This is a genomic window from Streptantibioticus ferralitis (assembly GCF_029223525.1).
GTDB classification, from domain to species: domain Bacteria; phylum Actinomycetota; class Actinomycetes; order Streptomycetales; family Streptomycetaceae; genus Streptantibioticus_A; species Streptantibioticus_A ferralitis.
This window is the reverse complement of the sequence record NZ_JARHTQ010000053.1, coordinates 1-25,265: the sequence shown is the minus strand read 5'-3', so window position 1 is coordinate 25,265 and position 25,265 is coordinate 1. Positions and strand designations below refer to the sequence as shown.

General features: G+C 71.0%; 23 protein-coding genes. 11 read left to right on the top strand and 12 right to left on the bottom strand.

Annotation, left to right across the window (positions count from 1 at the left end):
- The first annotated feature begins 101 nt into the window (after nt 1-101).
- A complete protein-coding gene (locus tag P2L57_RS38005) occupies nt 102-2,633 on the top strand; it encodes an ATP-dependent Clp protease ATP-binding subunit (RefSeq protein ID WP_275822784.1) in 2,532 nt (843 codons plus the stop codon).
- Between the two features lie 70 nt (nt 2,634-2,703).
- Here the strand turns inward: P2L57_RS38005 and P2L57_RS38000 are convergent, their stop codons facing one another.
- From P2L57_RS38000 to P2L57_RS37975, 6 genes are all read right to left on the bottom strand, one after another.
- On the bottom strand, nt 2,704-2,946 hold the full coding sequence (locus P2L57_RS38000) for a hypothetical protein (protein WP_275822782.1): 243 nt from the start codon (nt 2,944-2,946) through the stop codon (nt 2,704-2,706).
- Nucleotides 2,947-3,148: 202 nt separating this feature from the next.
- Nucleotides 3,149-4,333 carry a sensor histidine kinase gene (locus P2L57_RS37995; protein WP_303657138.1) on the bottom strand — a complete coding sequence of 395 codons (1,185 nt, stop codon included), beginning with the start codon at nt 4,331-4,333 and terminating at the stop codon, nt 3,149-3,151.
- Nucleotides 4,334-4,453: 120 nt separating this feature from the next.
- Entirely contained in the window at nt 4,454-5,149 is a 696-nt protein-coding gene (cseB, locus tag P2L57_RS37990) for a two-component system response regulator CseB (RefSeq protein ID WP_275822778.1), read from the bottom strand.
- On the bottom strand, nt 5,142-5,726 hold the full coding sequence (locus P2L57_RS37985) for a hypothetical protein (RefSeq protein WP_275822777.1): 585 nt from the start codon (nt 5,724-5,726) through the stop codon (nt 5,142-5,144). Before P2L57_RS37985 ends, cseB begins: the two co-directional genes overlap by 8 nt.
- Entirely contained in the window at nt 5,714-6,286 is a 573-nt protein-coding gene (locus P2L57_RS37980; protein WP_275822775.1) for a SigE family RNA polymerase sigma factor, read from the bottom strand. The genes P2L57_RS37985 and P2L57_RS37980 overlap by 13 nt, the downstream gene beginning before the upstream one ends.
- Nucleotides 6,287-6,483: 197 nt before the next feature.
- A complete protein-coding gene (locus P2L57_RS37975) occupies nt 6,484-7,392 on the bottom strand; it encodes an HhH-GPD family protein (protein ID WP_275822773.1) in 909 nt (302 codons plus the stop codon).
- Between the two features lie 123 nt (nt 7,393-7,515).
- Here P2L57_RS37975 and P2L57_RS37970 point away from each other — a divergent pair, with 123 nt between their 5' ends.
- Entirely contained in the window at nt 7,516-8,304 is a 789-nt protein-coding gene (locus P2L57_RS37970) for a hypothetical protein (protein WP_275822771.1), read from the top strand.
- A 30-nt stretch (nt 8,305-8,334) separates the two neighbouring features.
- On the opposite strand, the gene disA is transcribed toward P2L57_RS37970, so the two are convergent.
- Nucleotides 8,335-9,462: a DNA integrity scanning diadenylate cyclase DisA gene (gene disA, locus P2L57_RS37965; protein ID WP_275822769.1), complete on the bottom strand. Its 1,128-nt coding sequence runs from the start codon at nt 9,460-9,462 to the stop codon at nt 8,335-8,337.
- Between the two features lie 153 nt (nt 9,463-9,615).
- Complete coding sequence (gene radA, locus P2L57_RS37960; protein ID WP_275822767.1) at nt 9,616-11,025, bottom strand: DNA repair protein RadA; 1,410 nt, start codon at nt 11,023-11,025, stop codon at nt 9,616-9,618.
- A 200-nt stretch (nt 11,026-11,225) separates the two neighbouring features.
- Between radA and P2L57_RS37955 the strand changes: the two genes are divergently transcribed.
- A complete protein-coding gene (locus P2L57_RS37955) occupies nt 11,226-12,806 on the top strand; it encodes a BACON domain-containing protein (RefSeq protein ID WP_275822765.1) in 1,581 nt (526 codons plus the stop codon).
- A gap of 136 nt (nt 12,807-12,942) precedes the next feature.
- On the opposite strand, the gene P2L57_RS37950 is transcribed toward P2L57_RS37955, so the two are convergent.
- Nucleotides 12,943-13,752 carry a DUF3109 family protein gene (locus tag P2L57_RS37950; protein ID WP_275822763.1) on the bottom strand — a complete coding sequence of 270 codons (810 nt, stop codon included), beginning with the start codon at nt 13,750-13,752 and terminating at the stop codon, nt 12,943-12,945.
- A gap of 63 nt (nt 13,753-13,815) precedes the next feature.
- Between P2L57_RS37950 and P2L57_RS37945 the strand changes: the two genes are divergently transcribed.
- The 5 genes from P2L57_RS37945 (at nt 13,816) to P2L57_RS37925 (ending at nt 19,153) form a co-directional block, all read left to right on the top strand.
- Nucleotides 13,816-14,751, top strand: coding sequence for a Ppx/GppA family phosphatase (locus P2L57_RS37945; RefSeq protein ID WP_275822761.1), 936 nt, complete (start codon nt 13,816-13,818; stop codon nt 14,749-14,751).
- Between the two features lie 476 nt (nt 14,752-15,227).
- The gene (locus P2L57_RS37940; RefSeq protein WP_275822809.1) at nt 15,228-16,040 is read left to right on the top strand and encodes a sugar phosphate isomerase/epimerase family protein; all 813 of its coding nucleotides are present in this window, start codon (nt 15,228-15,230) and stop codon (nt 16,038-16,040) included.
- Nucleotides 16,037-16,687, top strand: coding sequence for a TetR/AcrR family transcriptional regulator (locus P2L57_RS37935; RefSeq protein WP_275822759.1), 651 nt, complete (start codon nt 16,037-16,039; stop codon nt 16,685-16,687). Before P2L57_RS37940 ends, P2L57_RS37935 begins: the two co-directional genes overlap by 4 nt.
- 103 nt (nt 16,688-16,790) lie before the next feature.
- Nucleotides 16,791-18,632 carry a dihydroxy-acid dehydratase gene (gene ilvD / locus P2L57_RS37930; protein ID WP_275822757.1) on the top strand — a complete coding sequence of 614 codons (1,842 nt, stop codon included), beginning with the start codon at nt 16,791-16,793 and terminating at the stop codon, nt 18,630-18,632.
- 2 nt (nt 18,633-18,634) lie between these two features.
- On the top strand, nt 18,635-19,153 hold the full coding sequence (locus tag P2L57_RS37925) for a hypothetical protein (protein ID WP_372516080.1): 519 nt from the start codon (nt 18,635-18,637) through the stop codon (nt 19,151-19,153).
- Between the two features lie 18 nt (nt 19,154-19,171).
- Here P2L57_RS37925 and P2L57_RS37920 read toward each other — a convergent pair whose 3' ends face one another.
- Together P2L57_RS37920 and P2L57_RS37915 are read right to left on the bottom strand one after the other, a co-directional pair.
- Nucleotides 19,172-19,819 carry a LuxR C-terminal-related transcriptional regulator gene (locus tag P2L57_RS37920; protein ID WP_275822754.1) on the bottom strand — a complete coding sequence of 216 codons (648 nt, stop codon included), beginning with the start codon at nt 19,817-19,819 and terminating at the stop codon, nt 19,172-19,174.
- Nucleotides 19,771-21,165: a sensor histidine kinase gene (locus P2L57_RS37915; RefSeq protein ID WP_275822752.1), complete on the bottom strand. Its 1,395-nt coding sequence runs from the start codon at nt 21,163-21,165 to the stop codon at nt 19,771-19,773. The genes P2L57_RS37920 and P2L57_RS37915 overlap by 49 nt, the downstream gene beginning before the upstream one ends.
- 116 nt (nt 21,166-21,281) lie before the next feature.
- Between P2L57_RS37915 and P2L57_RS37910 the strand changes: the two genes are divergently transcribed.
- From P2L57_RS37910 to proC, 3 genes are all read left to right on the top strand, one after another.
- The gene (locus P2L57_RS37910; RefSeq protein ID WP_275822807.1) at nt 21,282-22,043 is read left to right on the top strand and encodes an ABC transporter ATP-binding protein; all 762 of its coding nucleotides are present in this window, start codon (nt 21,282-21,284) and stop codon (nt 22,041-22,043) included.
- Nucleotides 22,040-22,777 carry an ABC transporter permease gene (locus tag P2L57_RS37905; protein ID WP_275822750.1) on the top strand — a complete coding sequence of 246 codons (738 nt, stop codon included), beginning with the start codon at nt 22,040-22,042 and terminating at the stop codon, nt 22,775-22,777. The genes P2L57_RS37910 and P2L57_RS37905 overlap by 4 nt, the downstream gene beginning before the upstream one ends.
- Nucleotides 22,778-22,844: 67 nt before the next feature.
- Nucleotides 22,845-23,654: a pyrroline-5-carboxylate reductase gene (gene proC, locus P2L57_RS37900; RefSeq protein WP_275822748.1), complete on the top strand. Its 810-nt coding sequence runs from the start codon at nt 22,845-22,847 to the stop codon at nt 23,652-23,654.
- A 6-nt stretch (nt 23,655-23,660) separates the two neighbouring features.
- Here the strand turns inward: proC and trpS are convergent, their stop codons facing one another.
- Complete coding sequence (gene trpS, locus P2L57_RS37895; protein ID WP_275822746.1) at nt 23,661-24,659, bottom strand: tryptophan--tRNA ligase; 999 nt, start codon at nt 24,657-24,659, stop codon at nt 23,661-23,663.
- Nucleotides 24,660-25,265 lie beyond the last annotated feature (606 nt).

Here is a 25,265-nt window from a genome sequence, read left to right as displayed (position 1 = left end):
GACGGTTGAAGTGAGCTGTCCCGCTCGTCGGGACTAGCATGCGGAAGGACAGGGAGGGGACCGGCCCCGATCTGCCTGACCGCTCTGAGGAGCGATTAACGATGTTCGAGAGGTTCACCGACCGTGCGCGGCGGGTTGTCGTCCTGGCTCAGGAAGAAGCCCGGATGCTCAACCACAACTACATCGGCACCGAGCACATCCTCCTGGGCCTGATCCACGAGGGTGAGGGTGTCGCCGCTAAGGCCCTGGAGAGCCTCGGGATTTCGCTCGAGGCGGTCCGCCAGCAGGTGGAGGAGATCATCGGCCAGGGCCAGCAGGCCCCGTCCGGGCACATCCCCTTCACCCCGCGCGCCAAGAAGGTCCTGGAGCTGTCGCTCCGTGAGGCCCTCCAGCTCGGCCACAACTACATCGGTACGGAGCACATCCTGCTCGGCCTGATCCGCGAGGGCGAGGGCGTAGCCGCCCAGGTCCTCGTGAAGCTCGGCGCCGACCTGAACCGGGTACGGCAGCAGGTCATCCAGCTGCTCTCCGGCTACCAGGGCGGCAAGGAGTCGGCCACGGCCGGCGGCCCGGCCGAGGGCACGCCCTCGACCTCCCTGGTCCTCGACCAGTTCGGCCGCAACCTGACGCAGGCCGCTCGCGAGACCAAGCTCGACCCGGTCATCGGGCGCGAGAAGGAGATCGAGCGGGTCATGCAGGTGCTGTCCCGCCGTACCAAGAACAACCCCGTCCTCATCGGCGAGCCCGGTGTCGGCAAGACCGCCGTTGTCGAGGGCCTGGCGCAGGCCATCGTCAAGGGCGAGGTTCCCGAAACGCTCAAGGACAAGCAGCTCTACACGCTCGACCTCGGCGCGCTGGTGGCCGGGTCGCGCTACCGCGGTGACTTCGAGGAGCGCCTGAAGAAGGTGCTCAAGGAGATCCGCACCCGCGGCGACATCATCCTGTTCATCGACGAGCTCCACACCCTGGTGGGCGCGGGTGCCGCCGAGGGCGCGATCGACGCCGCGAGCATCCTCAAGCCGATGCTGGCGCGGGGCGAGCTGCAGACCATCGGTGCCACGACGCTCGACGAGTACCGCAAGCACCTGGAGAAGGACGCGGCCCTGGAGCGCCGCTTCCAGCCCATCCAGGTCGCCGAGCCGTCGCTGCCCCACACCATCGAGATCCTCAAGGGCCTGCGCGACCGGTACGAGGCGCACCACCGTGTCTCGATCACCGACGCGGCCCTGGTCGCGGCGGCCACGCTGGCCGACCGCTACATCTCCGACCGCTTCCTGCCGGACAAGGCGATCGACCTGATCGACGAGGCCGGTTCCCGGATGCGCATCCGCCGGATGACCGCTCCGCCGGACCTGCGCGAGTTCGACGAGAAGATCGCCGACGTGCGCCGGGAGAAGGAGTCGGCCATCGACTCCCAGGACTTCGAGAAGGCAGCCTCGCTCCGCGACAAGGAGAAGCAGCTGCTGTCCGCGAAGACCAAGCGGGAGAAGGAGTGGAAGGCCGGCGACATGGATGTCGTCGCCGAGGTCGACGAGGATCTGATCGCCGAGGTCCTGGCCACCGCCACCGGCATCCCGGTCTTCAAGCTCACCGAGGAGGAGTCCTCCCGCCTGCTGCGCATGGAGGACGAGCTCCACAAGCGCGTCATCGGTCAGAAGGACGCCATCAAGGCGCTCTCCCAGGCCATTCGCCGGACGCGTGCGGGTCTGAAGGACCCCAAGCGGCCCGGTGGCTCGTTTATCTTCGCCGGCCCGTCCGGGGTCGGTAAGACCGAGCTGTCCAAGACGCTCGCCGAATTCCTCTTCGGCGACGAGGACGCGCTGATTCAGCTCGACATGTCGGAGTTCAGCGAGAAGCACACCGTTTCCCGCCTCTTCGGCTCGCCTCCCGGTTACGTCGGCTACGAAGAGGGCGGCCAGCTCACCGAAAAGGTGCGCCGTAAGCCGTTCTCCGTGGTGCTGTTCGACGAGGTCGAAAAGGCCCACCCGGATATCTTCAACTCGCTGTTGCAGATTCTGGAGGACGGTCGGCTGACCGACTCCCAGGGCCGGGTCGTCGACTTCAAGAACACGGTCATCATCATGACCACGAACCTCGGCACCCGGGATATCTCCAAGGGCTTCAACCTCGGCTTCGCGGCCGCGGGCGACGTCAAGACCGGGTACGAGCGGATGAAGGCGAAGGTCAGCGAGGAGCTCAAGCAGCACTTCCGGCCCGAGTTCCTCAACCGTGTCGACGACGTCGTGGTCTTCCACCAGCTCAGCGAGGACGACATCATCCAGATCGTCGACCTGATGATCGCCAAGGTGGATGAGCGGCTCAAGGACCGGGACATGGGCATCGAGCTCAGCCAGGAAGCCAAGTCGCTGCTCGCGAAGAAGGGCTACGACCCGATCCTGGGCGCCCGGCCGCTGCGCCGGACCATCCAGCGCGAGATCGAGGACCAGCTCTCGGAGAAGATCCTCTTCAACGAGCTGCGCCCCGGCCACATCGTGGTCGTCGGTACGGAGGGCGAAGGCGAGCAGAAGACCTTCACCTTCCGTGGCGAGGAGAAGGTCACGGTGGCCGACGCTCCGCCGGTCGAGGCCGCGGGGAGCGGTGGCGCGGGTCCGAACCTGAGCAAGGACGTCTGACCCCGCAGACACACAAGGGTCGGCCCCGGAACCGTTCACATGGTTCCGGGGCCGGCCCTTTGCGCGTCGGTCACCGACCGCCGGGCGTCGCCATGGCGCCCTGGCCGAGGGCGCTGTGCAGCGGCGCCGGGCCGTGGCCCTGCAGGCCGTTCAACGTCCCGGTGGCCAGCGGGACGGCCGTCTTGGCCGCATGCTCCACCAGCGGACCGATGTCGGCCCCGACGGCGCTGGCGGAGCCCGCCGTGGCGATCACGGGAAGGGTGCTCGCGGTGGCCAGCAGGGTGACCTGGGCGATCCGACGCTTGAGGGACATGGAACTCCTCGACTAGGGGGCGCAACCGGCCCAACGGACATACGCCTTGCCTACCGAGGCGGAATGCCCGGAAGTTGTGGTTCCGCTGAGCAAAATTTCACCAAAGGACACGATTATCCCCGTAACCCCGGGAGCCGCCGACGGATCCTCGCCAGCTGCGGCGGAGCTGCCGCAGTCCGGCCGGGACAGCCGTCGGATTGGCCTAAAGCGGCTCCTCCGAGGCGTCCCGGCGGGCTTCTGGCAGCCGTAGTTCGGCGATGGCGCCACCGTTGTCGTCGTCCGCGTTGCGGAAGGCGAGCGTGGCGCCCAGCACCCGTGCCTGGCCCGTGGCGATGGTCAGGCCCAGCCCGTGGCCCTGGCCCGCGCGATCGCTGCTGCCGGTGCGGAAGCGGCTCGGGCCCTCCCGGAGCAGCACCTCGGGGAAGCCCGGCCCATGGTCCCGCACCCGGAGCACCGCGCCGTCCACGACCACCTCGACCGGTCCCTTGCCGTGCCGGACCGCGTTGGCCAGCAGGTTCCCGAGGATCCGCTCCAGACGGCGCGGGTCCGTCTGCACCCAGGCGTCCCGCACCACCTCCACCGTCGCCTCCGGCGCGAGCCCGCGCACCCGCCGGCGGACGAACTCCGGCAGTGCCACCTCCTGGAGCTCGGCGCGCTCCTCCGCGCCGTCCAGCCTGGCGACTTCCAGCACGTCCTCGACCAGCGTGCGCAGCGCCTGTGCCCGGTCCCGTACCAGCTCCGAGGGGCGGCCGGGCGGCAGCAGCTCGGCGGCGGTGACCAGGCCGGTCACCGGGGTGCGCAGCTCATGCGCGATGTCCGCGGTGACCCGCCGCTCCGCCTCCAAGCGCTTTTGCAGCGCGTCGGCCATCTCATCCACCGCCCGCGCGAGCTCGTCGGTCTCATCGCGCACCCGGCGCCCCACCGCGTCCCGCACCCGCACGTCCGGCTCGCCGCCCGCGACCGCGCGCGCCGCCACCGCCGCCTTGCGCAGCCGCCGGGAGAGCTGACCGCCGACGATCACGCTCAGCGCCGCCCCAGCCAGTACGACAGCGACGGAGCCCGCGATCAGTACGCCGTCGAGGTCCGAGAGCACCTGGGCGAGGTCGGGGGAGCGGTCGTAGAGCGAGATGACCTTGTTGTTGGGCAGCGGCATCTCGGCCCAGACGATGGGCTCCCCGCTGACCTTCTTGATGTAGGTGGCCCGCAGCCCCTTCGCCGCGGCGGCCTTCAGCGGTGCGGGCAGATTGGGGTCGTTGATCTTGGCCGAGATCACCAGCCGGTGGTTGGACTCGTAGATCCGCGCCGCGACCTGTACCCGCTGGTCCTGCAGCTCCCGGGCGCTGTTGAGCATGCTGAGGTGGGCCGCGTTGTGCACCACCACGGCCATGGCCAGTGCGACCAGCGCGGAGACGGCCGCTATCGCCACCGTCAGCTTCCAGCGAAGCCCGGGCCAGCGCAGGCCGGCTCGGCGGAGAGTGGCACGGGTGAAAGGACGAGGCACGGTCGCTCAGGCCTTGAGCTTGTATCCGAAGCCGCGCACCGTCTCTATCCGATCCTGGCCGATCTTGGTGCGCAGCCGCTGGACATGGACGTCCACGACGCGGGTGTCGCCGCCCCAGTCGTAGTCCCAGACGCTGGTGAGCAGCCGGTCGCGGGAGAGCACGGACCCGGGTGCGGCGGAGAACTCCAGCAGCAGCCGCATCTCGGTCGGGGTGAGCGAGACCGGCTCGCCGCCGCGCCGTACCTCCATGCCGTCGGTGTCGATCTCCAGGTCGCCGAAGCGCAGGGAGCCGTCGCCCTCGGCTGCCGCCTGCGTTCCGGCGCCGCCCGAGGCGTGGCCGAAGCGCCGCAGCACGGCGCGGATCCGGGCGACCAGGACCGCGGCGTCGAACGGCTTGGTGACGTAGTCGTCCGCCCCGGCCTCCAGGCCCAGCACGACGTCGATCGAGTCGGCACGTGCCGACAGCATGATCACCGGCACCGTGGACTCGTCCCGGATCCGGCGGCAGAGGCTGACCCCGTCCAGTCCGGGCACCATCACGTCCAGCAGCGCGATGTCCGGCTTGCGGGCGCGGAAGGCCTCCAGGCCGACGATCCCGTCCGGGACAGCGGTCACCTTGAAGCCGTCGCGTTCCAGCGCGAGCTGTGTCGCTTCGCGGATCACATCGTCGTCCTCGACGAACAGGACATGCGTCTCAGCCATCGGCGGCCTTTTTCCCGTAGTCGCTGTGGGTGCGGGCGGTCTCGGCGAACCGGTCTCCCGTCCAGTGGTACGTGATCACGTCCTCGCCGGACGGACAGCACACCTTGTCGTCGGGGCCGTAGACCTGCCGCGTCAGCTGCAGGTCGCCCTTCTCGATGTCAATGTAGACGGGCGGTTGCTCGTCCCCGAAGACCTCGGTGTATTCGCCGTTATCCATACGGTAGACGTAACTACCTAGCCCCACGCCATCCGCGCAAGTCTGGACGTTTATCACCACATCGGGCGCAGAGTTCCCGGTCACGTTCCCGTAACTGGTGTCGATGGGGTATTCGTGGCCAGCGCACGGCTTGAGGTTCCGCTTGATGTCGGTGCCCACCTTGGGGTCGTTGCTGAGCAACGCGACCGGATCCACCTTTGCGGGCGGTGAGGGATGTGCGGAGGGTGAGGACGTCGTCACAGCGGTGCCCGCGGTCCCCTCGACACGCATACCGCCGCCCTCGGCGCAGCCGGTGGTGATCACCAGAGGCGCGAGCGCGGCGGTCAGAAACGCGTATCTCCAGGGGGCTATGCGGCGCACGCGCCCTCCCCTGGCTCCGCGTCGGCGGCGCTGTCGGCGTGCTCGTCACGGCCGTAGGTGGTGCGCTCAAGCTCCTCGCGCAGCCGGGCCAGGGCGCGGTGCAGGGTGCTCTTGACCGTCCCGGTGGACATCCCCAGGGCCCGCGCGGTCTCCTCGGTGCTCATCTGCTCCCAGTGCCGCAGCACGACGACCTGTCGCTGCTTGGGGGCGAGCACCGCGAGAGCGCCGAGCAGCATGGCGCGGTCGGCGTGCTGCTCGGTGCCGTCGTCGATGCTGGCGTCGGGGAGGTTGTCGGTGGGCACCTCGTCCAGCTTGCGGGCGCGCCACCACTCGGTACGGGTGTTGATCATGACCCGGCGCATGTACGCGTCGGCGAGGCCCTTGTCCGCTATCCGCTCCCAGCGCGGAAACGTACGGCACAGGGCGGTCTGGACCAGGTCCTGGGCGTCGACGGGGTCCGGGACCAGGCGGCGGGCGCTGCGGAGCAGCGAGTCCTGCCGGGCTCGCACGTACTCCTCGAAATCCAGCGTCTTGCCGTCGATCGCCGAGTCCGCGCCCATGGCCGCCTCCAAACGTCCCGTTTCCGTGCTGTCACAGTTCGCATCCGGTCGGCTGGTCGGGCCGACAGGGAAGGACGCTAGGGACCGGCTGTTGCGGAATCCCCGGCCGTGAGCCCACAGCGGCCTCACAGGAACCCGTCGGTTGTGTAACAGCCGGAACCATCTGCTCGCGCAGTCACTCGGCGGTCACGCCGTGGTCACTCAAGGGGAAGCCGGTACACACCCTGCGCGACGGGCTCCACCAGTCCGTCGGCGACCAAACCGTCCAAGGCGCGTGCACGTTGCACCGGTTCGTCCCAAACCGCATCAAGTGTGGCTTGTGTCACGGGTTCATGGGATTCGCGTAGTACGGCAAGGAGTTTGCCGCGTACCTGGCGGTCGGTTCCGGCGTACGACTGGCCGCGCCGCGGCGGACCGTCGTGCTCCGGGAACCCGGCCAACCGCCAGGCGCACCGCTCCGCGATCGGACAGCGCCCGCACTCGGGACCGCGCGCCACGCAGACCAGGGCGCCGAGCTCCATGGTGGCCGCCGCCCAACGCGCCGCCGTGGCCTCGTCATCCGGCAGCAGCCGCCGCGCCAGCCGCCGTTCAGCCGCCGTCGTGGCGTTGGGCGGGTACTGCACGCCACTGACCGCACGGGCGAACACCCGGCGGACGTTGGTGTCCAGCACCGTGTGCCGTTGGCCGTAGGCGAACGAGGCGACCGCGGCCGCGGTGTACTCGCCGACGCCCGGCAGCGCCAGCAACTCGGCGTGGTCGCTGGGCACTTCACCGCCGTGCCGTTCGGTGATGGCGCTCGCGGCGGCGTGCAACCGCAGCGCGCGCCGGGGATAGCCGAGCCGCCCCCAGGCCCGCACCGCCTCGCCGGACGGCTCCGCGGCCAGGTCCGCCGGGCGCGGCCAACGCGCCAACCACTGCTCGTACATCGGCAGAACCCGCGACACCGGCGTCTGCTGCAGCATGAACTCGCTGACCATGACGCCCCACGCACCGGCCTCCGGGCGCCGCCAGGGCAGATCACGGGCATTGCCCTCGAACCAGGCGGTGACCGGCAGGTGCAGTGCGGTGCCGTCGGTTCGGGCGGCGGTGGCGGTATCGGTCGTCATGACGCTTTCGATCCTTCCACACCGCCGCGGCGGCAGCGAAACATATGAAGACCTGCAAAGAGTTGAGGTCCGTGCGGCGGGTGGTGCACAGAGCGGTGGCGGATCTCCCATAGAGTTTGGGGCGTGGGCAATCTGCGCAACCCGGTGGGCCCCCTGCCCTCCTCCATCTACTGGCGGCGGCGGGCAGTTGTGCTGGGCCTGTTCGTGCTCCTCGTCGGGCTCATAGTCTGGACGCTGACCTCAGGTGGTGACGGCACTGCTGGACACAAGAGCTCGGCGCACGGACCCGGCGGCCGCACTCCGGTTCCCTCCATCACCCCCGGCCCGACCAGCAGCCAGACCGGCATCACGGCACGGCCGGGCGGTCGCGACACCTCCGGCGGCACCGGCTCGTCCGGCGGCGCGGGCGGTGCCGACACCTCCGGCGGCGCCGGCTCCGCCGGTGCTTCGGGCAGCGGCGGTACGTCCGGCGGCAACCCGCCGCCCCTCCCGGCGAACTCCTCGCTGCCCGGCTGCGCTTCCTCGCAGGTGCAGTTGAAGCTGCGCAGCGCGAAGGACACCTACGACCTGACCGACAAACCGAAGTTCGAGCTGACGGCGGTCAACTCCGGTGGCAGCGCCTGCAAGGTGGACTTCGGCAGCACCGCCGCGGTGGTCACCATCGTCGACGGCTCCGGTCACCATGTGTGGGCGTCGGATGACTGCCCGCCCACCCACGAGGCGTACCCGCTGCAGGTTCCGGCGGGCGGCTCGGCCACCTTCTACGTGCAGTGGGACCGCACCCTGAGCGTTCCGCAGTGCGCCTCGCCGTCCGGTGCGCAGACCGCGGCTTCCGGTACGTACCAGGTCAAGGTGACAGCGGGCGGAGTCGGTTCGGCGCAGGCATCGTTCGCCCTCAACGGCGGGTCCTGACGTCAGGACCCGCCGTTCGGGGGCGGAGGGCTAGACGTACCGTTCGAGGATCGAGGACTCCGCCAGCCGGGACAGTCCCTCGCGGACCGAGCGGGCCCGCGCCTCGCCGACGCCGTCCACCGTCTGCAGATCGTCCACACTGGCCGCCAGCAGCTTCTGCAACCCGCCGAAGTGCTCGACCAACCGCTCTATCACGGTGTTCGGCAGCCGGGGGACCTTCGCCAGCAGTCGGTAGCCGCGCGGGCTGACCGCCGTGTCCAGCGACTCCGGCGAGCCGGTGTAGCCCAACGCCCGGGCCACCGTGGTCAGTTCGATCAGTTCGCTCTGCGGCAGCGAGTCCAGCTCGGCCAGCGCGTCGACGACGGTACGGGACCGCTTCGCGGTGGGCTCCGGTACGTAGTCCCGCACCACCAGCTCACGCTCCGGCTCCACGCCCGCGATCAACTCGTCCAGCTGGAGCGACAGCAGCCGCCCGTCGGTGCCCAACTCGACCACGTATTCGGCGATTTCGGTGGCGATCCGGCGCACCATCTCCAGCCGCTGCGCCACCGCCGTCACATCCCGGACGGTGACCAGGTCCTCGATCTCCAGCGCGGACAGCGTGCCCGCCACCTCGTCGAGGCGCAGCTTGTAACGTTCCAGCGTGGCCAGCGCCTGGTTGGCGCGGGACAGGATCGCCGCCGAATCCTCCAGCACCCGGCGCTGACCGTCGACGTACAGCGCGATCAGGCGCATCGACTGGCTGACCGAGACCACCGGGAAGCCCACCTGCCTGCTGACCCGGTCCGCGGTGCGGTGCCGGGTGCCGGTCTCCTCGGTGGGGATGGTCGGGTCGGGGACCAACTGGACGCCCGCCCGAAGGATCTTGGAGATGTCCCGGTCCATGATCACCGCGCCGTCCAGCTTGCACAGCTCCCGCAGCCGGGTCGCGGTGAACTCCACGTCCAGCACGAAGCCGCCGGTACACAGCGATTCCACGGTCTTGTCCATGCCCAGCACGATCAGGCCGCCGGTGTTGCCGCGCACGACGCGCTCCAGACCGTCCCGCAGCTCCGTGCCGGGTGCGACCGCGCTGAGCGAGGCGCGCATCAGGCGCTCGGCGCCGTAACTTCCGCTGCCGGACCTGCCGGAAGACGCTGCCCGGTCGTTGGCTGCCACTGCACTCCTCCGGTCGTACGGATGCCCGGACGGGCGAGACCAGGGCAAAGTCTACCGGCGTCGCTCCGGCGGTCGCGGGGGCTGCACCGGATATCGGGCAGGCGCCTCCGCCGGCCCGCCACCGGCATCGCCCCCGCACCGGCGGGGCCCGTGCTAGCCCGAATCGTCCCGCCGCGCCGGGCGCGCCGAGCCGCGCGGCAGCACCCGCAGCGCGTCCCCCACGTCCGCCACCTCGGTCACCCGCATACCGGGCGGGGTCTTGCCCGGATCCTGCGGTACCAGGGCGTGCGTGAAGCCCAGCCGGGCCGCCTCGGCCAGCCGCCGCTGGACGCCGGTGACCCGCCGGACCTCGCCCGCCAGGCCCACCTCGCCGATCGCCACCAGGTTCTTCGGCAGCGGTGTGTCGCTGGCGGCACTGGCCAGCGCGAGCGCCACCGCCAGGTCGGCGGACGGCTCGGAGAGCTTCACCCCGCCCACCGTCGCGCTGTAGATGTCGCACTTGCCGATCTGGTGGATGCGGCCGCGCTGCTCCAGCACCGCCAGCATCATCGACACCCGTGAGGTCTCCAGGCCCGAGGTGGTCCGCCGAGGCGAGGGAATCTGCGAGGCCACGGTGAGCGCCTGCACCTCGGCGACCAGCGGGCGGCGGCCCTCCAGCGTGACGGTCAGACAGGTCCCGGGCACCGGTTCGTCACGCCGGGTCAGGAACAGGCCGGACGGGTCGGCGAGGCCGGTGATGCCCTCGTCGTGCAACTCGAAGCAGCCGACCTCGTCAGTCGCCCCGTACCGGTTCTTCACCCCGCGGATCAGCCGCAGCCGCGCGTGCCGGTCGCCCTCGAAGTGCAGCACCACGTCGACCAGGTGCTCCAGCAGCCGCGGACCGGCGATCGCGCCGTCCTTGGTGACATGCCCGACCAGGATCGTCGACATGCCCCGCTCCTTGGAGGCCCGGATCAGCGCCCCCGCCACCTCGCGGACCTGCGCCATCCCGCCCGGCGCACCGTCGATCTCCGGGGAGGCCACGGTCTGCACGGAGTCCAGCACCAGCAGCGCGGGCTTGACGTCGTCCAAGTGGCCCAGGACCGCGCTCAGATCGGTCTCGGCGGCCAGGTACAGATGGTCGCTGATCGCCCCGATCCGGTCCGCGCGCAGCCGGACCTGCCCGGCGGACTCCTCTCCCGTCACATACAGCGTCCTGGCCTGGCCGCTGGCCGCCTTCGCCGCCACGTCCAGCAGCAGCGTCGACTTGCCGACCCCGGGCTCGCCCGCGAGCAGCACCACGGCGCCCGGCACCAGACCGCCGCCCAGCACCCGGTCCAGCTCGGGCACACCGGTACCGCGCGCGGTCGCCTGCCGCCCGTCGACCTGCCCGATCGGCTTGGCCGGTGTGGTGACCCGGCCCGGCGCGGTGGTCCGCACGGCGGGCGCGGCACCGTACTCCTCGACGGTGCCCCAGGTCTGGCACTCCCCGCACCGGCCGAGCCACTTGACGGTGGTCCAGCCGCACTCGGTGCAGCGGTAGGACGGTCGGTCCTTTGCGGTGGTACGCGTACGGGCAGCCATAACGGACACCGTAGCGGTGGGCGCTGACAGCGGTCAGCCGTCCGCGGAGGCGTGCGCGAGTGCGCGGGGCGGCACGATGCGTGTGTCACCCAGACGGCCGATGACGGTGTCCGTTTTTACCGGTGAAGTGCACCCGAAAGGGTTAAACCTTGCGATGAGGGGTGGGAGGGCGCTAATCGCCGCCCTACCGTCGCCCAGTGATGAGCAGGCCTGAACACCCCCGATCGCACCACACCATCACCGGCGCGCACCGGGCGGTCCCGCGCGCCAACCGCCGCGCGCCCAGCCCTGCGTCCCAGGAGCCGCCCGCGCAGTACGAGCCGTACCTGGACGGGCTGTTCACCTACTGCCTGTCGGTGCTGTGCGAGCGCGACACCGCCATCGCGGCGCTCGGCGACACCCTCGCCGTCGCCGAACGCTACCGCGGCCGATTGCGCGACCCCGAACTGCGCCGTCCCTGGCTGTACGCCATCGCCCGCTGGGCCTGCCTGCGCCGGCTCGCCGAGGGGCGCCCGGCCGTCGGCTCGCCCGAGACCTCGACACAGGCCGCCCAGGAGCGCCGTCGCGAACTGGCCGCCCTCGCCTGGCCGGAGGCCGCCGGAACCACTCCGGAACAGCGCGAGGCCATCGAACTCGCCGTCCGCCACCAGCTCTCCGAGCGCGAGATCGCCGTCGTCACCGGCATGGACCGGGAGATCGCCCGCGCCCTGCTGTCCCGCGCCGCCTGCGAGATCGAGCGCACCCGCACCGCGCTCGCGGTGGTCGAACTCGGCAGCTGCCCGGCCGTCGCCCGTCTCGCCGGGGACACCCAGGTGCTGCTCGGCACGGCGCTGCGCCGGGAACTCGTACGGCACGTCGACGAGTGCCCGGCCTGCCGTCTGACCGCCGAGCAGGCGGTCGCCGCCGGGCCTTGGCCGGGCACCGCCACCCCGGCCGTCCTCGCCGTGCTGGAGGCGCCGCGTGAGGCCGCGCACTGCGCCATGCAGCACTCGCTGCGCGCCATGCGCGGCGGCGGACACCGTCCCGTACCGTACTTCGACCGGCGCGGCTTCCCGGTGGACGGCAAGGACCGGGCCGCCCGTCGCGCGCTGATCAGGCACCGCACGGTGACCACCACGGTGGTCGCGGCCGTGGTGGCGGCCCCGGCGCTGGCGCTGTGGGCCGCGTACCACAGCGCCCCGCACACCGGAGAGGGCCAGGACACCGCCACCGTCTCCGCCACCGAGGCGGACGGCGGCGACGGCTACCGGTACGAGAAGGCGGACAGCACGGGCAACCTCGCCACCCAGCGCGGGGACAAGGGCGGCTCCGGAAGCCCCGGCGCCCTGCCCAACACCGGCTCGTCCGCGGACGCCGGAGGCCGCCCGTCCGCCGCTCCCGGGACACCCGGCTCTCCGTCCCCCTCCGCCCCCAGCGGCACCGGACCGACATCCCCCGGACCCGGCCGGATCACTGTCCAGGCCCAACCGGCGGGGGCCGACACCCTGCTCACGCTCACCAACACCGGCGGCTCACCGGTGCACTGGACCGCCTCGACCAGTGCGCCCTGGCTGCAACTCAGCCTCACCTCGGGGGAGTTGCGGCCGGGCGGGAGCGTCACGGTCACCGTCGTGGTGGACCATCACGCCGAACCGGCCGGGCCGTGGCGGGGACGCATCGTCTTCGAACCGTCCGGCGCGGCGGTCACCATCGAGGGCCAGGGACAGCCGTCCCCGACCCCCTCGGCCAGTTCGACGCCGACCCCGAAGAGCCCCAAGACCCCGAAACCATCAGCGTCCTGAGCCCGGGGGCCGCCGGGGGCCGGCCCCCGACAGATCATCCCGCCGCGACGGCCGGCAACCCCACGACGCGGACCGGCGGTGCCGAACCCACCGCAACCGGCCAAGCCCCGCCGAACGGCACAACCGGCACACCCGCTCAGGGCGCCGGATCGGCCGGATGCGGCGCCACCAACGGCAGCTGCGAGGCCATCCGCGCCTCACACAGCTCCACCAACTTCCGGTACCCGGCGGCACCCATCAGCTCGGTCAGCTCCGGCCGGTACGAGACGTACACCGGATCGCCGGCGCCGTGCGCCGATGTCGCCCCGGTGCACCACCAGTGCAGATCGTGGCCGCCCGGCCCCCAGCCGCGCCGGTCGTACTCGCCGATCGACACCACCAGCACCCGGCTGTCATCGGGCCGGTCCACCCAGTCGTAGGTCCTGCGGATCGGCAGCTGCCAGCACACGTCCGGCTTGGTCTCCAGCGGCTCGCGGCCCTCGCGCAGCGCCAGCGTGTGCAGCGCACAGCCCTCGCCGCCCGCGAACCCCGGCCGGTTCAGGAAGACGCACGCGCCATCCACCCGCCGGGTCTGCCGGTCGCCGTCCTCGTTGACCTCGGCCCAGCCGTCGGGCCCGGTGCCGGTCTCGTACAACTGCCAGGTCCCGGGCGTCAGCCGGGCCGCGTGCTTGGCGACCCGGGCCTCGTCGTCCTCGTCGGAGAAGTGCGCGCCCAGGGTGCAGCAGCCGTCGCTGGCCCGGCCCGCCTCGATGCCCTGGCAACCGCGGCCGAAGACACACGTCCAGCGGGAGGTGAGCCAGGTCAGATCGCACCGGAAGACCTGCTCGTCGTCCGCGGGGTCGGGGAACTCCACCCAGGCCCGCGGAAAGTCCAGCCCGACCTCGTCGCCCGCGCTCCGCTGCTGCTGCTTCTTCTTCGACTTCTTCACCTTTGCCGCCTTTGCCACGCGGTCCAGAGTAGGTCCTGCCCGCGGTCACCGCGTTGTTCGGATCGCGCTAGCGTCTTGGCTATGCGACTGGGAGTGCTCGATGTGGGGTCCAATACCGTTCACCTGCTGGTGGTAGACGCGCATCCGGGCGCGCGGCCACTGCCCGCGTACTCCCACAAGGTGGAGCTGAAACTGGCCGAGCTCCTCGACGACGAGGGGGCGATCGACGACGCGGGCGTCGAACGGCTGATCGCGCAGATCCTCGACGCCCGGCAGGTCGCCGAGGACAAGGGCGTGGAGGAGGTCCTGCCGTTCGCCACCTCCGCGGTACGGGAGGCGGCCAACGGCGAGCAGGTACTCGCCCGTGTCGCCGAGGAGACCGGCATCGACCTGGGCGTACTGTCCGGCGAGGACGAGGCCCGGCTGACCTTCCTCGCCGCCCGCCGCTGGTTCGGCTGGTCGGCCGGACGGCTGCTGGTGCTGGACATCGGCGGCGGCTCGCTGGAGATCGCCTACGGGATCGACGAGCAGCCCGACGCGGCCGTGTCGCTGCCGTTGGGCGCCGGTCGGCTCACGGCCGCGCTGCCCGGCGATCCGCCGTCACCGGAGGACGTACGGGCGCTGCGCAAGCACGTACGGGCTCAGATCGCGCGGACCGTCGCCGAGTTCGCCCGGCTCGGTACGCCCGACCATGTGGTCGGCACCTCCAAGACCTTCAAGCAGCTCGCCCGCATCGCGGGCGCGGCCCGCTCGGCCGAGGGCCTCTACACCCAGCGCACCCTGAGCCGGCGCGCCTTGGAGGAGTGGGTGCCGCGACTTGCGGCGATGCCGGTCGACGAGCGCGCCATGCTGCCGGGCGTCTCCGAGGGGCGCGCCCGCCAGCTGCTGGCGGGCGCCCTGGTCGCCGAGGGCGCGATGGACCTGTTCGAGCTGGACGAGCTGGAGATCTGCCCCTGGGCGCTCAGGGAAGGCGTGATCCTCCGGCGCCTGGACCGCATGCCGCTGCCGCTCCGCTAGCCCCGCCAGGGGTTCGGGGCCCTTTTGCCCTCGTTTTTCCGCTCACCGGCCCGCGAGCGCAGAAACTCACGGAAGGGGGTGTGCCGGGGTGTCCCCGCAACGACCCCGCGACGCACCGCAACTGTGAAGTGACAGCTGGGGTGAGGAGACACCGCGGCGCGCCCCCGACCCAACGTCGGCCGAGCGCAACGGCAAGATCGCGGACCACGGCAACGGGTGGGAGGGAGGGCAATTCCCCTGCCGCAACCGCAACCGCAACCGCAACCGGGCCGGAGGCCACCCCGCGCAACGGCAAGATGCGGACCACGGCAACGGGGGGAGGGAGGGGAACACCCCCACCCAGAAGCGCCAAGCGAGAGCGCACCGTAACGGGGATCACGCTCGCCCAGCGGCAGCGCCCCCGTACGCTGTTGCCCGTGGCTGACCCAACGCACCCGGACCGCGCGCAGCGCGGAGGCACGGCGAAGCGCCGTGCCGTGACGGTGCCGGACGCCAAGGTCGCCCTGTCGACCGCGTCCGTATACCCCGAGTCCACGGCGACCGCCTTCGAGATCGCCGCCCGGCTCGGATACGACGGTGTCGAGGTCATGGTCTGGACGGACCCGGTCAGCCAGGACATCGAGGCGCTGCGCCGCCTCTCGGACTACCACGGCGTGCCGATCCTGGCGGTACACGCGCCGTGTCTGCTGATCACCCAGCGGGTCTGGTCCACCGACCCGTGGATCAAGCTGCAGCGGGCCCGTAGCGCGGCGGAGCGGCTCGGCGCCTCCACGGTCGTGGTGCATCCGCCCTTCCGGTGGCAGCGCAACTATGCCCGGGACTTCGTCCGCGGCGTCTGGCGGATGGCCGACGAGACCGATGTCAGGTTCGCGGTGGAGAACATGTACCCGTGGCGCTACCGCGACCGGGAGATGCTCGCGTACGCCCCCGACTGGGACCCGACCAGGGAGGACTTCCGGCACTTCACGGTCGATCTGTCGCACACGGCGACGGCGCGCAACGACGCGCTGGACATGGTCGAGAGGATGGGCGACCGGCTGGCGCATGTGCACCTCGCCGACGGCAACGGTTCGGCCCGGGACGAGCATCTCGTCCCGGGCCGTGGCAACCAGCCGTGTGCCGCCCTGCTGGAGCGGCTGGCCGCCACCGGTTTCTCCGGCCATGTGGTGGTCGAGGTCAACACCCGGCGCGCGATGTCCGCCGCCGAACGCGAAGCCGATCTGGCCGAGGCGCTGGCCTTCACCCGGCTCCATCTGGCCTCCGCCGCGGGGGTCGGCCGGTCCCGATGACCCCCCAGGAACAACAGGAGCCGCAGGCGCCGCAGGAGACACCGTCTCCCAAACGCCGCCGCGGCCGCCCCACCGGCGCGCGGGCCGGTGACTCCGGCACCCGGGAGCGGATCCTGGCCGCCGCCCGGGCGGTGTTCTCCGAGCGCGGCTACGACCGGACCTCGATACGCGCCATCGCCAGGGCCGCCGAGGTCGACCCGGCCCTGGTCCACCACTACTTCGGCGCCAAGGAGCAGATCTTCGAGGCGGCCATCGAGGTCTCCTTCGCGCCCGCGCTGAGCGTGCCCGAGCTGCTGGCCGCGGGCCCGGAGGGGGTCGGTGAGCGGCTCGCCCGCTACTTCCTGTCGGTATGGCAGAACCCGGTCACCCGCGCTCCGCTGCTCGCCGTGGTGCGCTCGGCGGTCACCAACGAGACGGCGGCGACGGTGCTGCGCGGCTTCGTCCTGCGCAGGCTGCTGCTGAGGGTGGTGGGAGAGCTCGATCTGCCGGACGCCCGGCTGCGCGCGGAGCTCGCCGCCGCGCAGATGATGGGTGTCGTGCTGATGCGGTACGTGCTCAAGGTGGAGCCGCTGGCCTCGGCGACGGAGGAGGAGGTCGTCGCGTATGTGGCCCCGACGATCCAGCGCTATCTGACCGCGGCCGAATAACCGGCTGCCGAAACGGCCGTCCGCATCCCGGACACCTTGTCCGCATCCCGACACCGGGAGCGTACTCTCGGAAGGCGCCCACGAACTCAAGGAGTGAGGTCCCGTGCCCGAACTGAGGTCACGTACGGTCACCCACGGCCGCAACATGGCGGGAGCACGCGCGCTGCTGCGCGCGGCCGGCGTAGCGCGCGAGGACTTCGGCAAGCCGATCATCGCGGTGGCCAACAGCTTCACCGAGTTCGTACCCGGCCACACCCACCTCGCTCCCGTCGGCCGCATCGTCTCCGACGCCATCAAGGACGCGGGCGGTATCCCCCGTGAGTTCAACTCGATCGCCGTGGACGACGGCATCGCCATGGGGCACGGCGGAATGCTCTACTCGCTGCCGTCGCGTGATCTGATCGCCGACTCCGTCGAGTACATGGTCGAGGCGCACTGCGCCGACGCGCTGGTGTGCATCTCCAACTGCGACAAGATCACTCCGGGCATGCTGATGGCTGCCCTGCGGCTCAACATCCCCACCGTCTTCGTCTCCGGCGGCCCGATGGAGGCCGGCAAGGCGGTGCTGGTGGACGGCACGGTCCGCACCGGCCTCGACCTGATCTCGGCGATGTCGGACGCGGTCTCGGAGTCGGTCTCCGACGAGGACCTGGCCCGCGTCGAGGAAGCCGCCTGTCCGACCTGCGGTTCCTGTTCCGGCATGTTCACCGCCAACTCGATGAACTGCCTGGTCGAGGCGATGGGCCTGGCGCTGCCCGGCAACGGCTCGGTGCTCGCCACCCACACCGCCCGCAAGAAGCTGTACCAGGACGCGGGACGCACCGTCGTCGAGATCACCAAGCGGTACTACCAGCAGGACGACGAGACCGTCCTGCCGCGCTCCACCGCCAACCGCGCGGCGTTCGAGAACGCCATGGCCATGGACATCGCCATGGGCGGCTCGACCAACACGATCCTGCACCTGCTCGCCGCCGCCCAGGAGGCCGAGCTGGACTTCACGATGGCCGACATCGACCAGCTCTCCCGCGGCGTGCCGTGCCTGTGCAAGGTCGCGCCCAACGGCTCGTACCACATGGAGGACGTGCACCGGGCGGGCGGCATCCCGGCCATCCTCGGCGAACTGCACCGGGCCGGGCTGCTCGACGAGAGCGTGCACGCGGTGCACTCGGCGTCCCTCGCCGACTGGCTGAAGAGCTGGGACATCCGGGGCGGCTCCCCGTCCCCCGAGGCCGTGGAGCTGTTCCACGCGGCCCCGGGGTGCGTCCGCTCCGCCACCGCCTTCTCCCAGTCCGAGCGGTGGGAGTCGCTGGACACCGACGCGGAGTCCGGCTGTGTACGGGACATCGCGCACGCCTACTCCGCCGACGGCGGCCTGGCGGTGCTGCGCGGCAACATCGCGCCGGACGGCTGTGTCGTGAAGACCGCCGGTGTCGACGAGTCGATCCTGGTCTTCGAGGGCCCGGCGGTGGTCGTCGAGTCCCAGGAGCAGGCGGTCGACGCGATCTTGAACAAGCGGGTCAAGGAGGGCGACGTGGTGGTCGTCCGCTATGAGGGCCCCAAGGGCGGCCCCGGCATGCAGGAGATGCTCTACCCCACCGCGTTCCTCAAGGGCCGCGGCCTGGGCAAGGCCTGTGCGCTGATCACCGACGGCCGCTTCTCCGGCGGCACCTCCGGCCTGTCGATCGGCCATGTCTCCCCGGAGGCGGCGGCCGGCGGCGCCATCGCGCTGGTCAGGGACGGTGACCTGATCCGCATCGACATCCCGGGCCGGTCCATCGAGCTCAAGGTGAGCGAGCAGGAGCTGGCGGCGCGCCGCGAGGCGCTCGGCGGTGTGTACCGACCGGTGGACCGCGACCGCAAGGTCTCCACCGCGCTCAGGGCGTACGCGGCCATGGCGACCAGCGCCGACAAGGGCGCGGTGCGGGACATCAGCAAGCTCGGGTGACAATTGCCCACGTGAGCGAGGCACAGCAGCAGCACAGCGGCGACGAGGACGGCCCGCGGCCGGAGCCCATCCGGTTCTTCGGCACCACGTGGGTCCACCACGACGGCGGTTACCGCTGGCGGCGGGTCGGTCTGGCGATCGGCTCGCTGGCAGCCGCGGCCGCCGGTGCGTTCCTGGTCCGGTTCGCCTACCAGGGCTTCGACACCGCCGATGTCGGCGGCTTCGTCAAGATCCTCTTCATCGCGGCCTTCGCCGTCTGCACCGCGCTGGCCTTCCGCCAGACCTGGGACGGCTTCAACCGCCGCCCCGAGGCCAAGGGGGACAACCGCGGGCTGCTGCTGATCGGCTTCATCGGCTCGCTGGTCGCGTACTTCCTGCGCTGCCTGCGCGAGGCGCCGGGGGAGAAGCTGCGGCGCGCCGAGTACGAGCAGGCGCGCGAGGCCCACCAGCGGCGGCGCACCGCGCGCACCGGCAACCCGGCGGCCCGGCCCGCCGACGTCAAGAAGCGCAAGCGCCGCTGACGGCGTACGGCGCTCGCGTCACGTCCGGTTGAGGTACGCCAGTACGGCGAGCACCCGGCGGTTGTCGTCATCGGAGGCGGCCAGGCCCAGCTTGGCGAAGATGCTGGTGGTGTGTTTGCTGACCGCGCCCTCACTGATGAACAGCCGCCCGGCGACAGCGGTGTTGGAGCGGCCCTCCGCCATGAGTTCCAGCACCTCGCGTTCCCGCGGCGTGAGCGCGGCGAGCGGCTCGTCACGCGCGTTGCTGCGCAGCAGCTTGGCGATGACATCGGGGTCCATCGCCGTACCGCCCGCGGCCACCCGCCGTACCGCGTCCGTGAACTGCCCGGCGTTGAAGACCCGGTCCTTGAGCAGATAGCCCACCCCGCCGGAGCCGTCGGCCAGCAACTCGCGCGCGTACAACTGCTCCACGTGCTGCGACAGTACGAGGACCGGCAGGCCCGGGACCGCCCGCCGGGCCGCCAGCGCCGCCTGCAGGCCCTCGTCGGTGAACGTCGGCGGCAGCCGTACGTCCACCACCGCGACATCAGGCCGCAGTTCGACCAGCGCCCGCTGTAGTTCGGGGCCGGTCTCCACGGCCGCCGCGATCTCGAAGCCATGGGCTTCGAGCAGCCGGATCAGGCCTTCCCGTAGGAGGTAGAGGTCCTCGGCGAGGACAACACGCACGGCAGCTCCAGGGTCACCATGGTCGGTCCGCCCTGTGGACTGCTCAGGGCCAGCACTCCGTCAAACGTAGCGAGCCTGCGCTCGATACCGCGCAGCCCACTGCCCTTCGAGGCATCGGCTCCGCCACGGCCTTCGTCCGTGACCTGGACCCGTAGCGCTCCGCCGGTGTGGTGCACATCGATCCACACCCGGTCGGCCGACGCGTGCCGGGCGACGTTGGTCAGCAACTCGCTCACCGCGAAGTACACCGCGGACTCCACCGGCGGTTCGGCCCGGCCTGGCAGGTCCTCGGTCACCTCGACGGTCAGCGGGCTGTCGAGGGCGAGCGCCTTGACCGCGTCGGCCAGACCGCGCTCGGCGAGCACCGGCGGGTGGATTCCGCGTACCAGGCCGCGCAGTTCGCGCAGCGCGGTCGCCGAGGCCTCCCGGGACTGTGCCAGCAGCGCCTTGGCGGCCTCCGGGTCGTGCTCCATCAACTGCTCGACCGCGCCCAGGTTCAGGCCCATCGCCACCAGTCGTGCCTGGACGCCGTCGTGCAAGTCCCGTTCGATGCGGCGCAGTTCGGCCGCCTGGGTGTCGAGGGCGTCGGCCCGGGTCTCGGTGAGCCGCCGCACCCGCTGCTGAAGCCGGGCGTTCTGCGGAGGGGTGAGCAGGTTCGCCGACCAACGGCCGTAGATCTGCGTGAAGGCCGGGGCCAAGCTGGTCCCGCTGAAGAGCATCGCGCCGAGCAGGAGGTGCGCGGGCCAGGCCAGCTCACCGTTGGGCGCGGCGAGGAACCAGGTGTACGCGGCGCTGTCGCCTCCGCCCAGGTGGTGTACCCACCAGGCGATCAGCGGCACGAACTGCCCGATCAGCCCGTATGCCACCATCGCGGCCGGTAGCGCGGCCAGCACCCCGAGCACCAGGGCGCTGGACAGCCAGCGCAGGTCGCGCCAGATCGCCGGATCGGTGGTGAACCGGTGGAAGTCCAGCTCCCACTGGCCCGGCATGCTGCGCTTGATGCGCCTGCCGTAGCGGAACCGCCCGTCCGGCAGCGTCTCCACGGTCACCTCGGGCCTGTACGCCTCCGGCACCTCGATGCCGAACTCCTCGGCCAGCGCCCGCCGTTCGCGCCTGGCCATGCACTGGGTCAGCCGCAGCGCGGGCGGCGCCAGGAAGACCAGTCCCATGCAGAACGTCAGCGTGGTGGCGGCGATGGCCACCGCCAGCGGCATGACGGTGTCCAGTGACCTACGGAAGATCCGCACCCCGAGGTTGAGCGCCTGCCACCGCCGGCTCCGGCGAAGCCGCCGGTCCAGGCGCTCGTGGTCGTGGAGCCTTCGCCGTTCTCGCCCGTGTCCCCTCATGGCATCAGTTTCGGCGAGCGCCGATCCGATGGCACTGCCCTCAGCGCCCGACCTGAGGTGGGGCAAGGCCCACCCCCTTGACGTGGGGCGCGCCGGCCCGCACTATTCATCGCGTGATGAATTCCGATGTTCCGGCCGTCCGCGCCGCCGGGCTCACCGTCGCCCGCGGCGCCCGTACCGTCCTCAAGGGGCTCGACTTCACCGTCCCCCGAGGCCAGGTCACCGGCCTGCTCGGGCCCAGCGGCTGCGGGAAGTCCACGCTGATGCGCGCCGTGGTCGGCGCCCAGGCCAAGGTCACCGGAGACCTCGACGTGCTGGGGCGCCCCGCCGGGCATCCCGCACTGCGCTCCCGCGTCGGCTATGTGACCCAAGCGCCCTCGGTCTACGTGGACTTGACCGTCCGGCAGAACCTTGACTACTTCGCCAGCGTCCTGCAGCCGGGCACCGCACGCGCGGACCGCCGCTCGACCGTGCAGCGCGTGCTGGCCGAGGTCGACCTCACCTCGCGCGCCGACAACCTGGTCAGCCGCCTCTCCGGAGGCCAGCGCTCCCGCGCCTCCCTCGCCGTGGCCCTGCTCGGCACACCGGAACTGCTGGTACTGGACGAGCCAACCGTCGGTCTCGACCCCGTACTCCGCCGCGACCTGTGGAACCTCTTCCACCGCCTGGCCGCCGACCGCGGCACCACCCTGCTCGTCTCCAGCCACGTCATGGACGAGGCCGAACGCTGCGACCGGCTCCTGCTGCTACGCGACGGACAGCTGCTCGCCGACGACACCCCCGAGGCGCTACGCGCCCGAACCCGCACCCAGACCGTCGAGGACGCCTTCCTCCACCTCGTGGACCAGGCCGCGCACCGCCAGGAGGCGACCCGATGACCGCTCAGCGCACCCTTGCCACCGCCCGGCGCGTCCTGCGCCAACTCAGCCACGACCCGCGCACCATCGCCCTGATGCTGGGCGTTCCGCTCGCCCTGATCACCCTGCTCTACTGGGCGTTCCACGCCACACCGCAGACCTTCGACCACATCGGACCCGCACTGCTCGGCATCTTCCCGCTGATCGTGATGTTCCTGGTCACCTCGATCGCCACGCTGCGCGAGCGCACCTCGGGAACCCTTGAGCGGCTGCTCTCGATGCCGCTGCGCAAAGCCGATCTGATCCTCGGCTACGCACTCGCCTTCGGCCTGCTCGCCATCGCCCAGGCCGCGCTCGCCACCGGCCTCGCCGTAGGACTGCTGCACCTCAGCCTCGCCGGGTCGACCTGGCTGCTGCTGCTCGTCGCCGTCCTCGACTCACTGCTGGGCACCGCGCTCGGGCTGTTCGTCAGCGCCTTCGCGGCCAGCGAGTTCCAGGCCGTCCAGTTCATGCCCGCGGTGATCTTCCCGCAGCTGCTGCTGTGCGGCCTGTTCGTACCGCGCGGCGCCATGCCGACCGCACTGTCCTACGCCTCGGACGTGCTGCCCATGTCGTACGCGGTCGACGCCATGACCCGGGTCTCCCGGGAGACGTCGGTCACCGGCGACCTGACCCGCGACCTCGCCATCATCGCGGGCAGCGCGCTGCTCGTCCTGGGCTTGGGCTCGGCCACGCTCCGCCGCCGGACGCCCTGACCCGGCGCGCGGTGCGAGGATGGCCCGCAGTAGTAGGGCACGTACGCAACGCGCGAGGTGAACCGCGATGACCCAGAAAGTCGCCGTACTCGGCACCGGAAAGATCGGCGAAGCGCTGCTCTCCGGAATGATCCGGGCCGGTTGGGCCCCCGGTGATCTCCTGGTCACCACGCGCCGCTCGGACCGCGCGGCGGAACTACGCACCCGCTACGGCGTCGAGGCGGTCAGCAACGCCGAAGCGGCCAAGGCCGCCGACACCCTCATCCTCACCGTCAAGCCGCAGGACATGGCCGCCCTGCTGGAGGAACTCGCCCCGCACGTCCCGGCCGACCGCCTGGTGATCTCGGCCGCGGCGGGCATCACCACCGCCTTCCTCCAGCAGCGGCTCGCCGACGGCACCCCGGTGGTACGGGTCATGCCCAACACACCCGTCCTCGTGGACGAGGGCATGTCCGTCATCTCCGCCGGAAGCCACGCCACCGAAGCGCACCTGGCCCGTACCGAGGAGATCTTCAACCCGGTCGGCAAGACCCTGCGGGTACCCGAGTCCCAACAGGACGCGGCGACCGCGCTGTCCGGTTCGGGACCCGCCTACTTCTACTACCTGGTCGAGGCGATGACCGACGCGGGCATCCTGCTCGGTCTGCCGCGCGCCCAGGCACACGACCTCATCGTCCAGGCCGCCATCGGCGCCGCCGTCATGCTCCGGGACAGCGGCGAACACCCGGTCAAGCTGCGCGAGGCGGTCACCTCTCCGGCGGGCACCACGATCAGTGCCATCCGCGAGCTGGAGAACCACGGAGTAAGGGCCGCGCTGCTCGCCGCCCTGGAGGCCGCCCGCGACCGCAGCCGCGAACTGGCCTCCGGGAACGGCTGACCCCTGTCACAGCGCCGGCATCAGCCCGACCGCCGCGTACGCCGCGTCAACGGTCGGGCGCGCCAGCGCCCGCGCCCGCTCGGCACCCTCGCGCAACACGCGGTCCACATGGCCCGGATCGGCGCACAGCCGGGCGTGCCGCTCCCGCAACGGCCGCAGCAACTCGACGACCGCCTCCGCGGTGTCCTTCTTCAAAGCGCCGTACGAGTCGTAGCCATCGGCCAGCGCCTGCGGGGATGTCCCCGTGCACGCCGCCAGGATGTCCAGCAGGTTCGCCACCCCCGGCTGGGTGTCCGGCGCGTACCCCACCTCGCTGCCGCTGTCCGTCACGGCGCGCATCACCTTCTTGCGCACCACGTCCGGCTCGTCCAGCAGATAGACGATCCCGGCCGTCGCCGCATGTGACTTCCCCATCTTCGAGGTCGGGTCCTGCAGATCCATCACCCGTGCGGCCACCGGCGGACGCACCGCCTTCGGCACGGTGAAGGTGTGCCCGTACCGCTGGTTGAACCGGACGGCCAGATCACGGGCCAGCTCGACGTGCTGCGTCTGATCGTCACCGACCGGTACCTCGTCCGCCTGGTACGCCAGGATGTCCGCCGCCATCAGCGCCGGATATGTGAGCAGCGACAGCCGTACGCTCCCGCCACGTTCCCGCTCGCGGGCCGCCTTCTCCTTGTACTGGATCATGCGCCGCATCTCGCCGTCGGTGGCCGTGCACTCCATCAGATAGGACAGGCGAGCGTGCTCGACCACATGGCTCTGTACGAACACCGTGCACTTCGCCAGGTCAAGCCCGGCCGCCAGCAGCAGCGTGGCCGCCTGGCGGCTCAGTCGCAGCACCCGCCCGGGGTCATGGTCGACGGTCAGGGCGTGCAGATCGACGACGCAGAACAACGCGTCCGCCTGATGCTGGTCCACTTCGGCCCACCGCCGTACGGCACCGAGGTAGTTGCCCAAGGTGAGGTGTCCGGTCGGCTTGACACCGCTGAAGGTACGCGCCATCTCGCTGTCTCCCTAAATACGGGGCCGCCGTCCGCGGGGCCGGTAGCGGGAGCAGATACGCGAACGGCCGCCGAGGCGGCGGCCGTTGGTTGCATGCGTTGAGGGGCGGCCGCCGTCAGGCGGGCCACCACTGCTGGGTGAGCGCATGCGAAGTCATGGCAGGCAGCGTAGCGCGGAGCGGAGCAACTGGCCTGGCTTGTAGGCCATACGGCCCTGGTGTAGAGTCAAACAGTTGCCGCGGGCCGAACGAGGTCCAACGGCAGCCACTTCTGCCGCCTAGCGGCAAACCACTACTGCACGGCCTCCCTTCAGGGTCAATTTCGGCATGCCGGAATTCGATTCGGTCGGCTCGATTATGAGTCGCCAGGGAAATCCGCTAAAGTAGTGAACACGCCGGACGGGCCGAGAGGCCGGAAAGGCAGAGCAGGAATCCCGCCAGCGGGAATCGGGTCGGAAAAGATCTGATAAGCTGGAGAAATCGAAGGGAAAGCCCGGAGGGGCCGGTGAAACGGTCTCGAAGGAAGCTTCCGTTCCTTGAGAACTCAACAGCGTGCCAAAAGTCAACGCCAGATATGTTGATACCCCGTCCGCCGGTCAAGCCCGGTG

Coding starts and splice junctions, on each gene's coding strand:
- P2L57_RS38005 (WP_275822784.1), top strand. CDS start 102: ATGTTCGAGAGGTTCACCGACCGTGCGCGGCGGGTTGTCGTCCTGGCT.
- P2L57_RS38000 (WP_275822782.1), bottom strand. CDS start 2,946: ATGTCCCTCAAGCGTCGGATCGCCCAGGTCACCCTGCTGGCCACCGCG.
- P2L57_RS37995 (WP_303657138.1), bottom strand. CDS start 4,333: ATGGCCGTGGTGGTGCACAACGCGGCCCACCTCAGCATGCTCAACAGC.
- cseB (WP_275822778.1), bottom strand. CDS start 5,149: ATGGCTGAGACGCATGTCCTGTTCGTCGAGGACGACGATGTGATCCGC.
- P2L57_RS37980 (WP_275822775.1), bottom strand. CDS start 6,286: ATGGGCGCGGACTCGGCGATCGACGGCAAGACGCTGGATTTCGAGGAG.
- P2L57_RS37975 (WP_275822773.1), bottom strand. CDS start 7,392: ATGACGACCGATACCGCCACCGCCGCCCGAACCGACGGCACCGCACTG.
- radA (WP_275822767.1), bottom strand. CDS start 11,025: ATGGCTGCCCGTACGCGTACCACCGCAAAGGACCGACCGTCCTACCGC.
- P2L57_RS37955 (WP_275822765.1), top strand. CDS start 11,226: ATGAGCAGGCCTGAACACCCCCGATCGCACCACACCATCACCGGCGCG.
- P2L57_RS37945 (WP_275822761.1), top strand. CDS start 13,816: ATGCGACTGGGAGTGCTCGATGTGGGGTCCAATACCGTTCACCTGCTG.
- P2L57_RS37935 (WP_275822759.1), top strand. CDS start 16,037: ATGACCCCCCAGGAACAACAGGAGCCGCAGGCGCCGCAGGAGACACCG.
- P2L57_RS37915 (WP_275822752.1), bottom strand. CDS start 21,165: ATGAGGGGACACGGGCGAGAACGGCGAAGGCTCCACGACCACGAGCGC.
- P2L57_RS37910 (WP_275822807.1), top strand. CDS start 21,282: ATGAATTCCGATGTTCCGGCCGTCCGCGCCGCCGGGCTCACCGTCGCC.
- P2L57_RS37905 (WP_275822750.1), top strand. CDS start 22,040: ATGACCGCTCAGCGCACCCTTGCCACCGCCCGGCGCGTCCTGCGCCAA.
- proC (WP_275822748.1), top strand. CDS start 22,845: ATGACCCAGAAAGTCGCCGTACTCGGCACCGGAAAGATCGGCGAAGCG.
- trpS (WP_275822746.1), bottom strand. CDS start 24,659: ATGGCGCGTACCTTCAGCGGTGTCAAGCCGACCGGACACCTCACCTTG.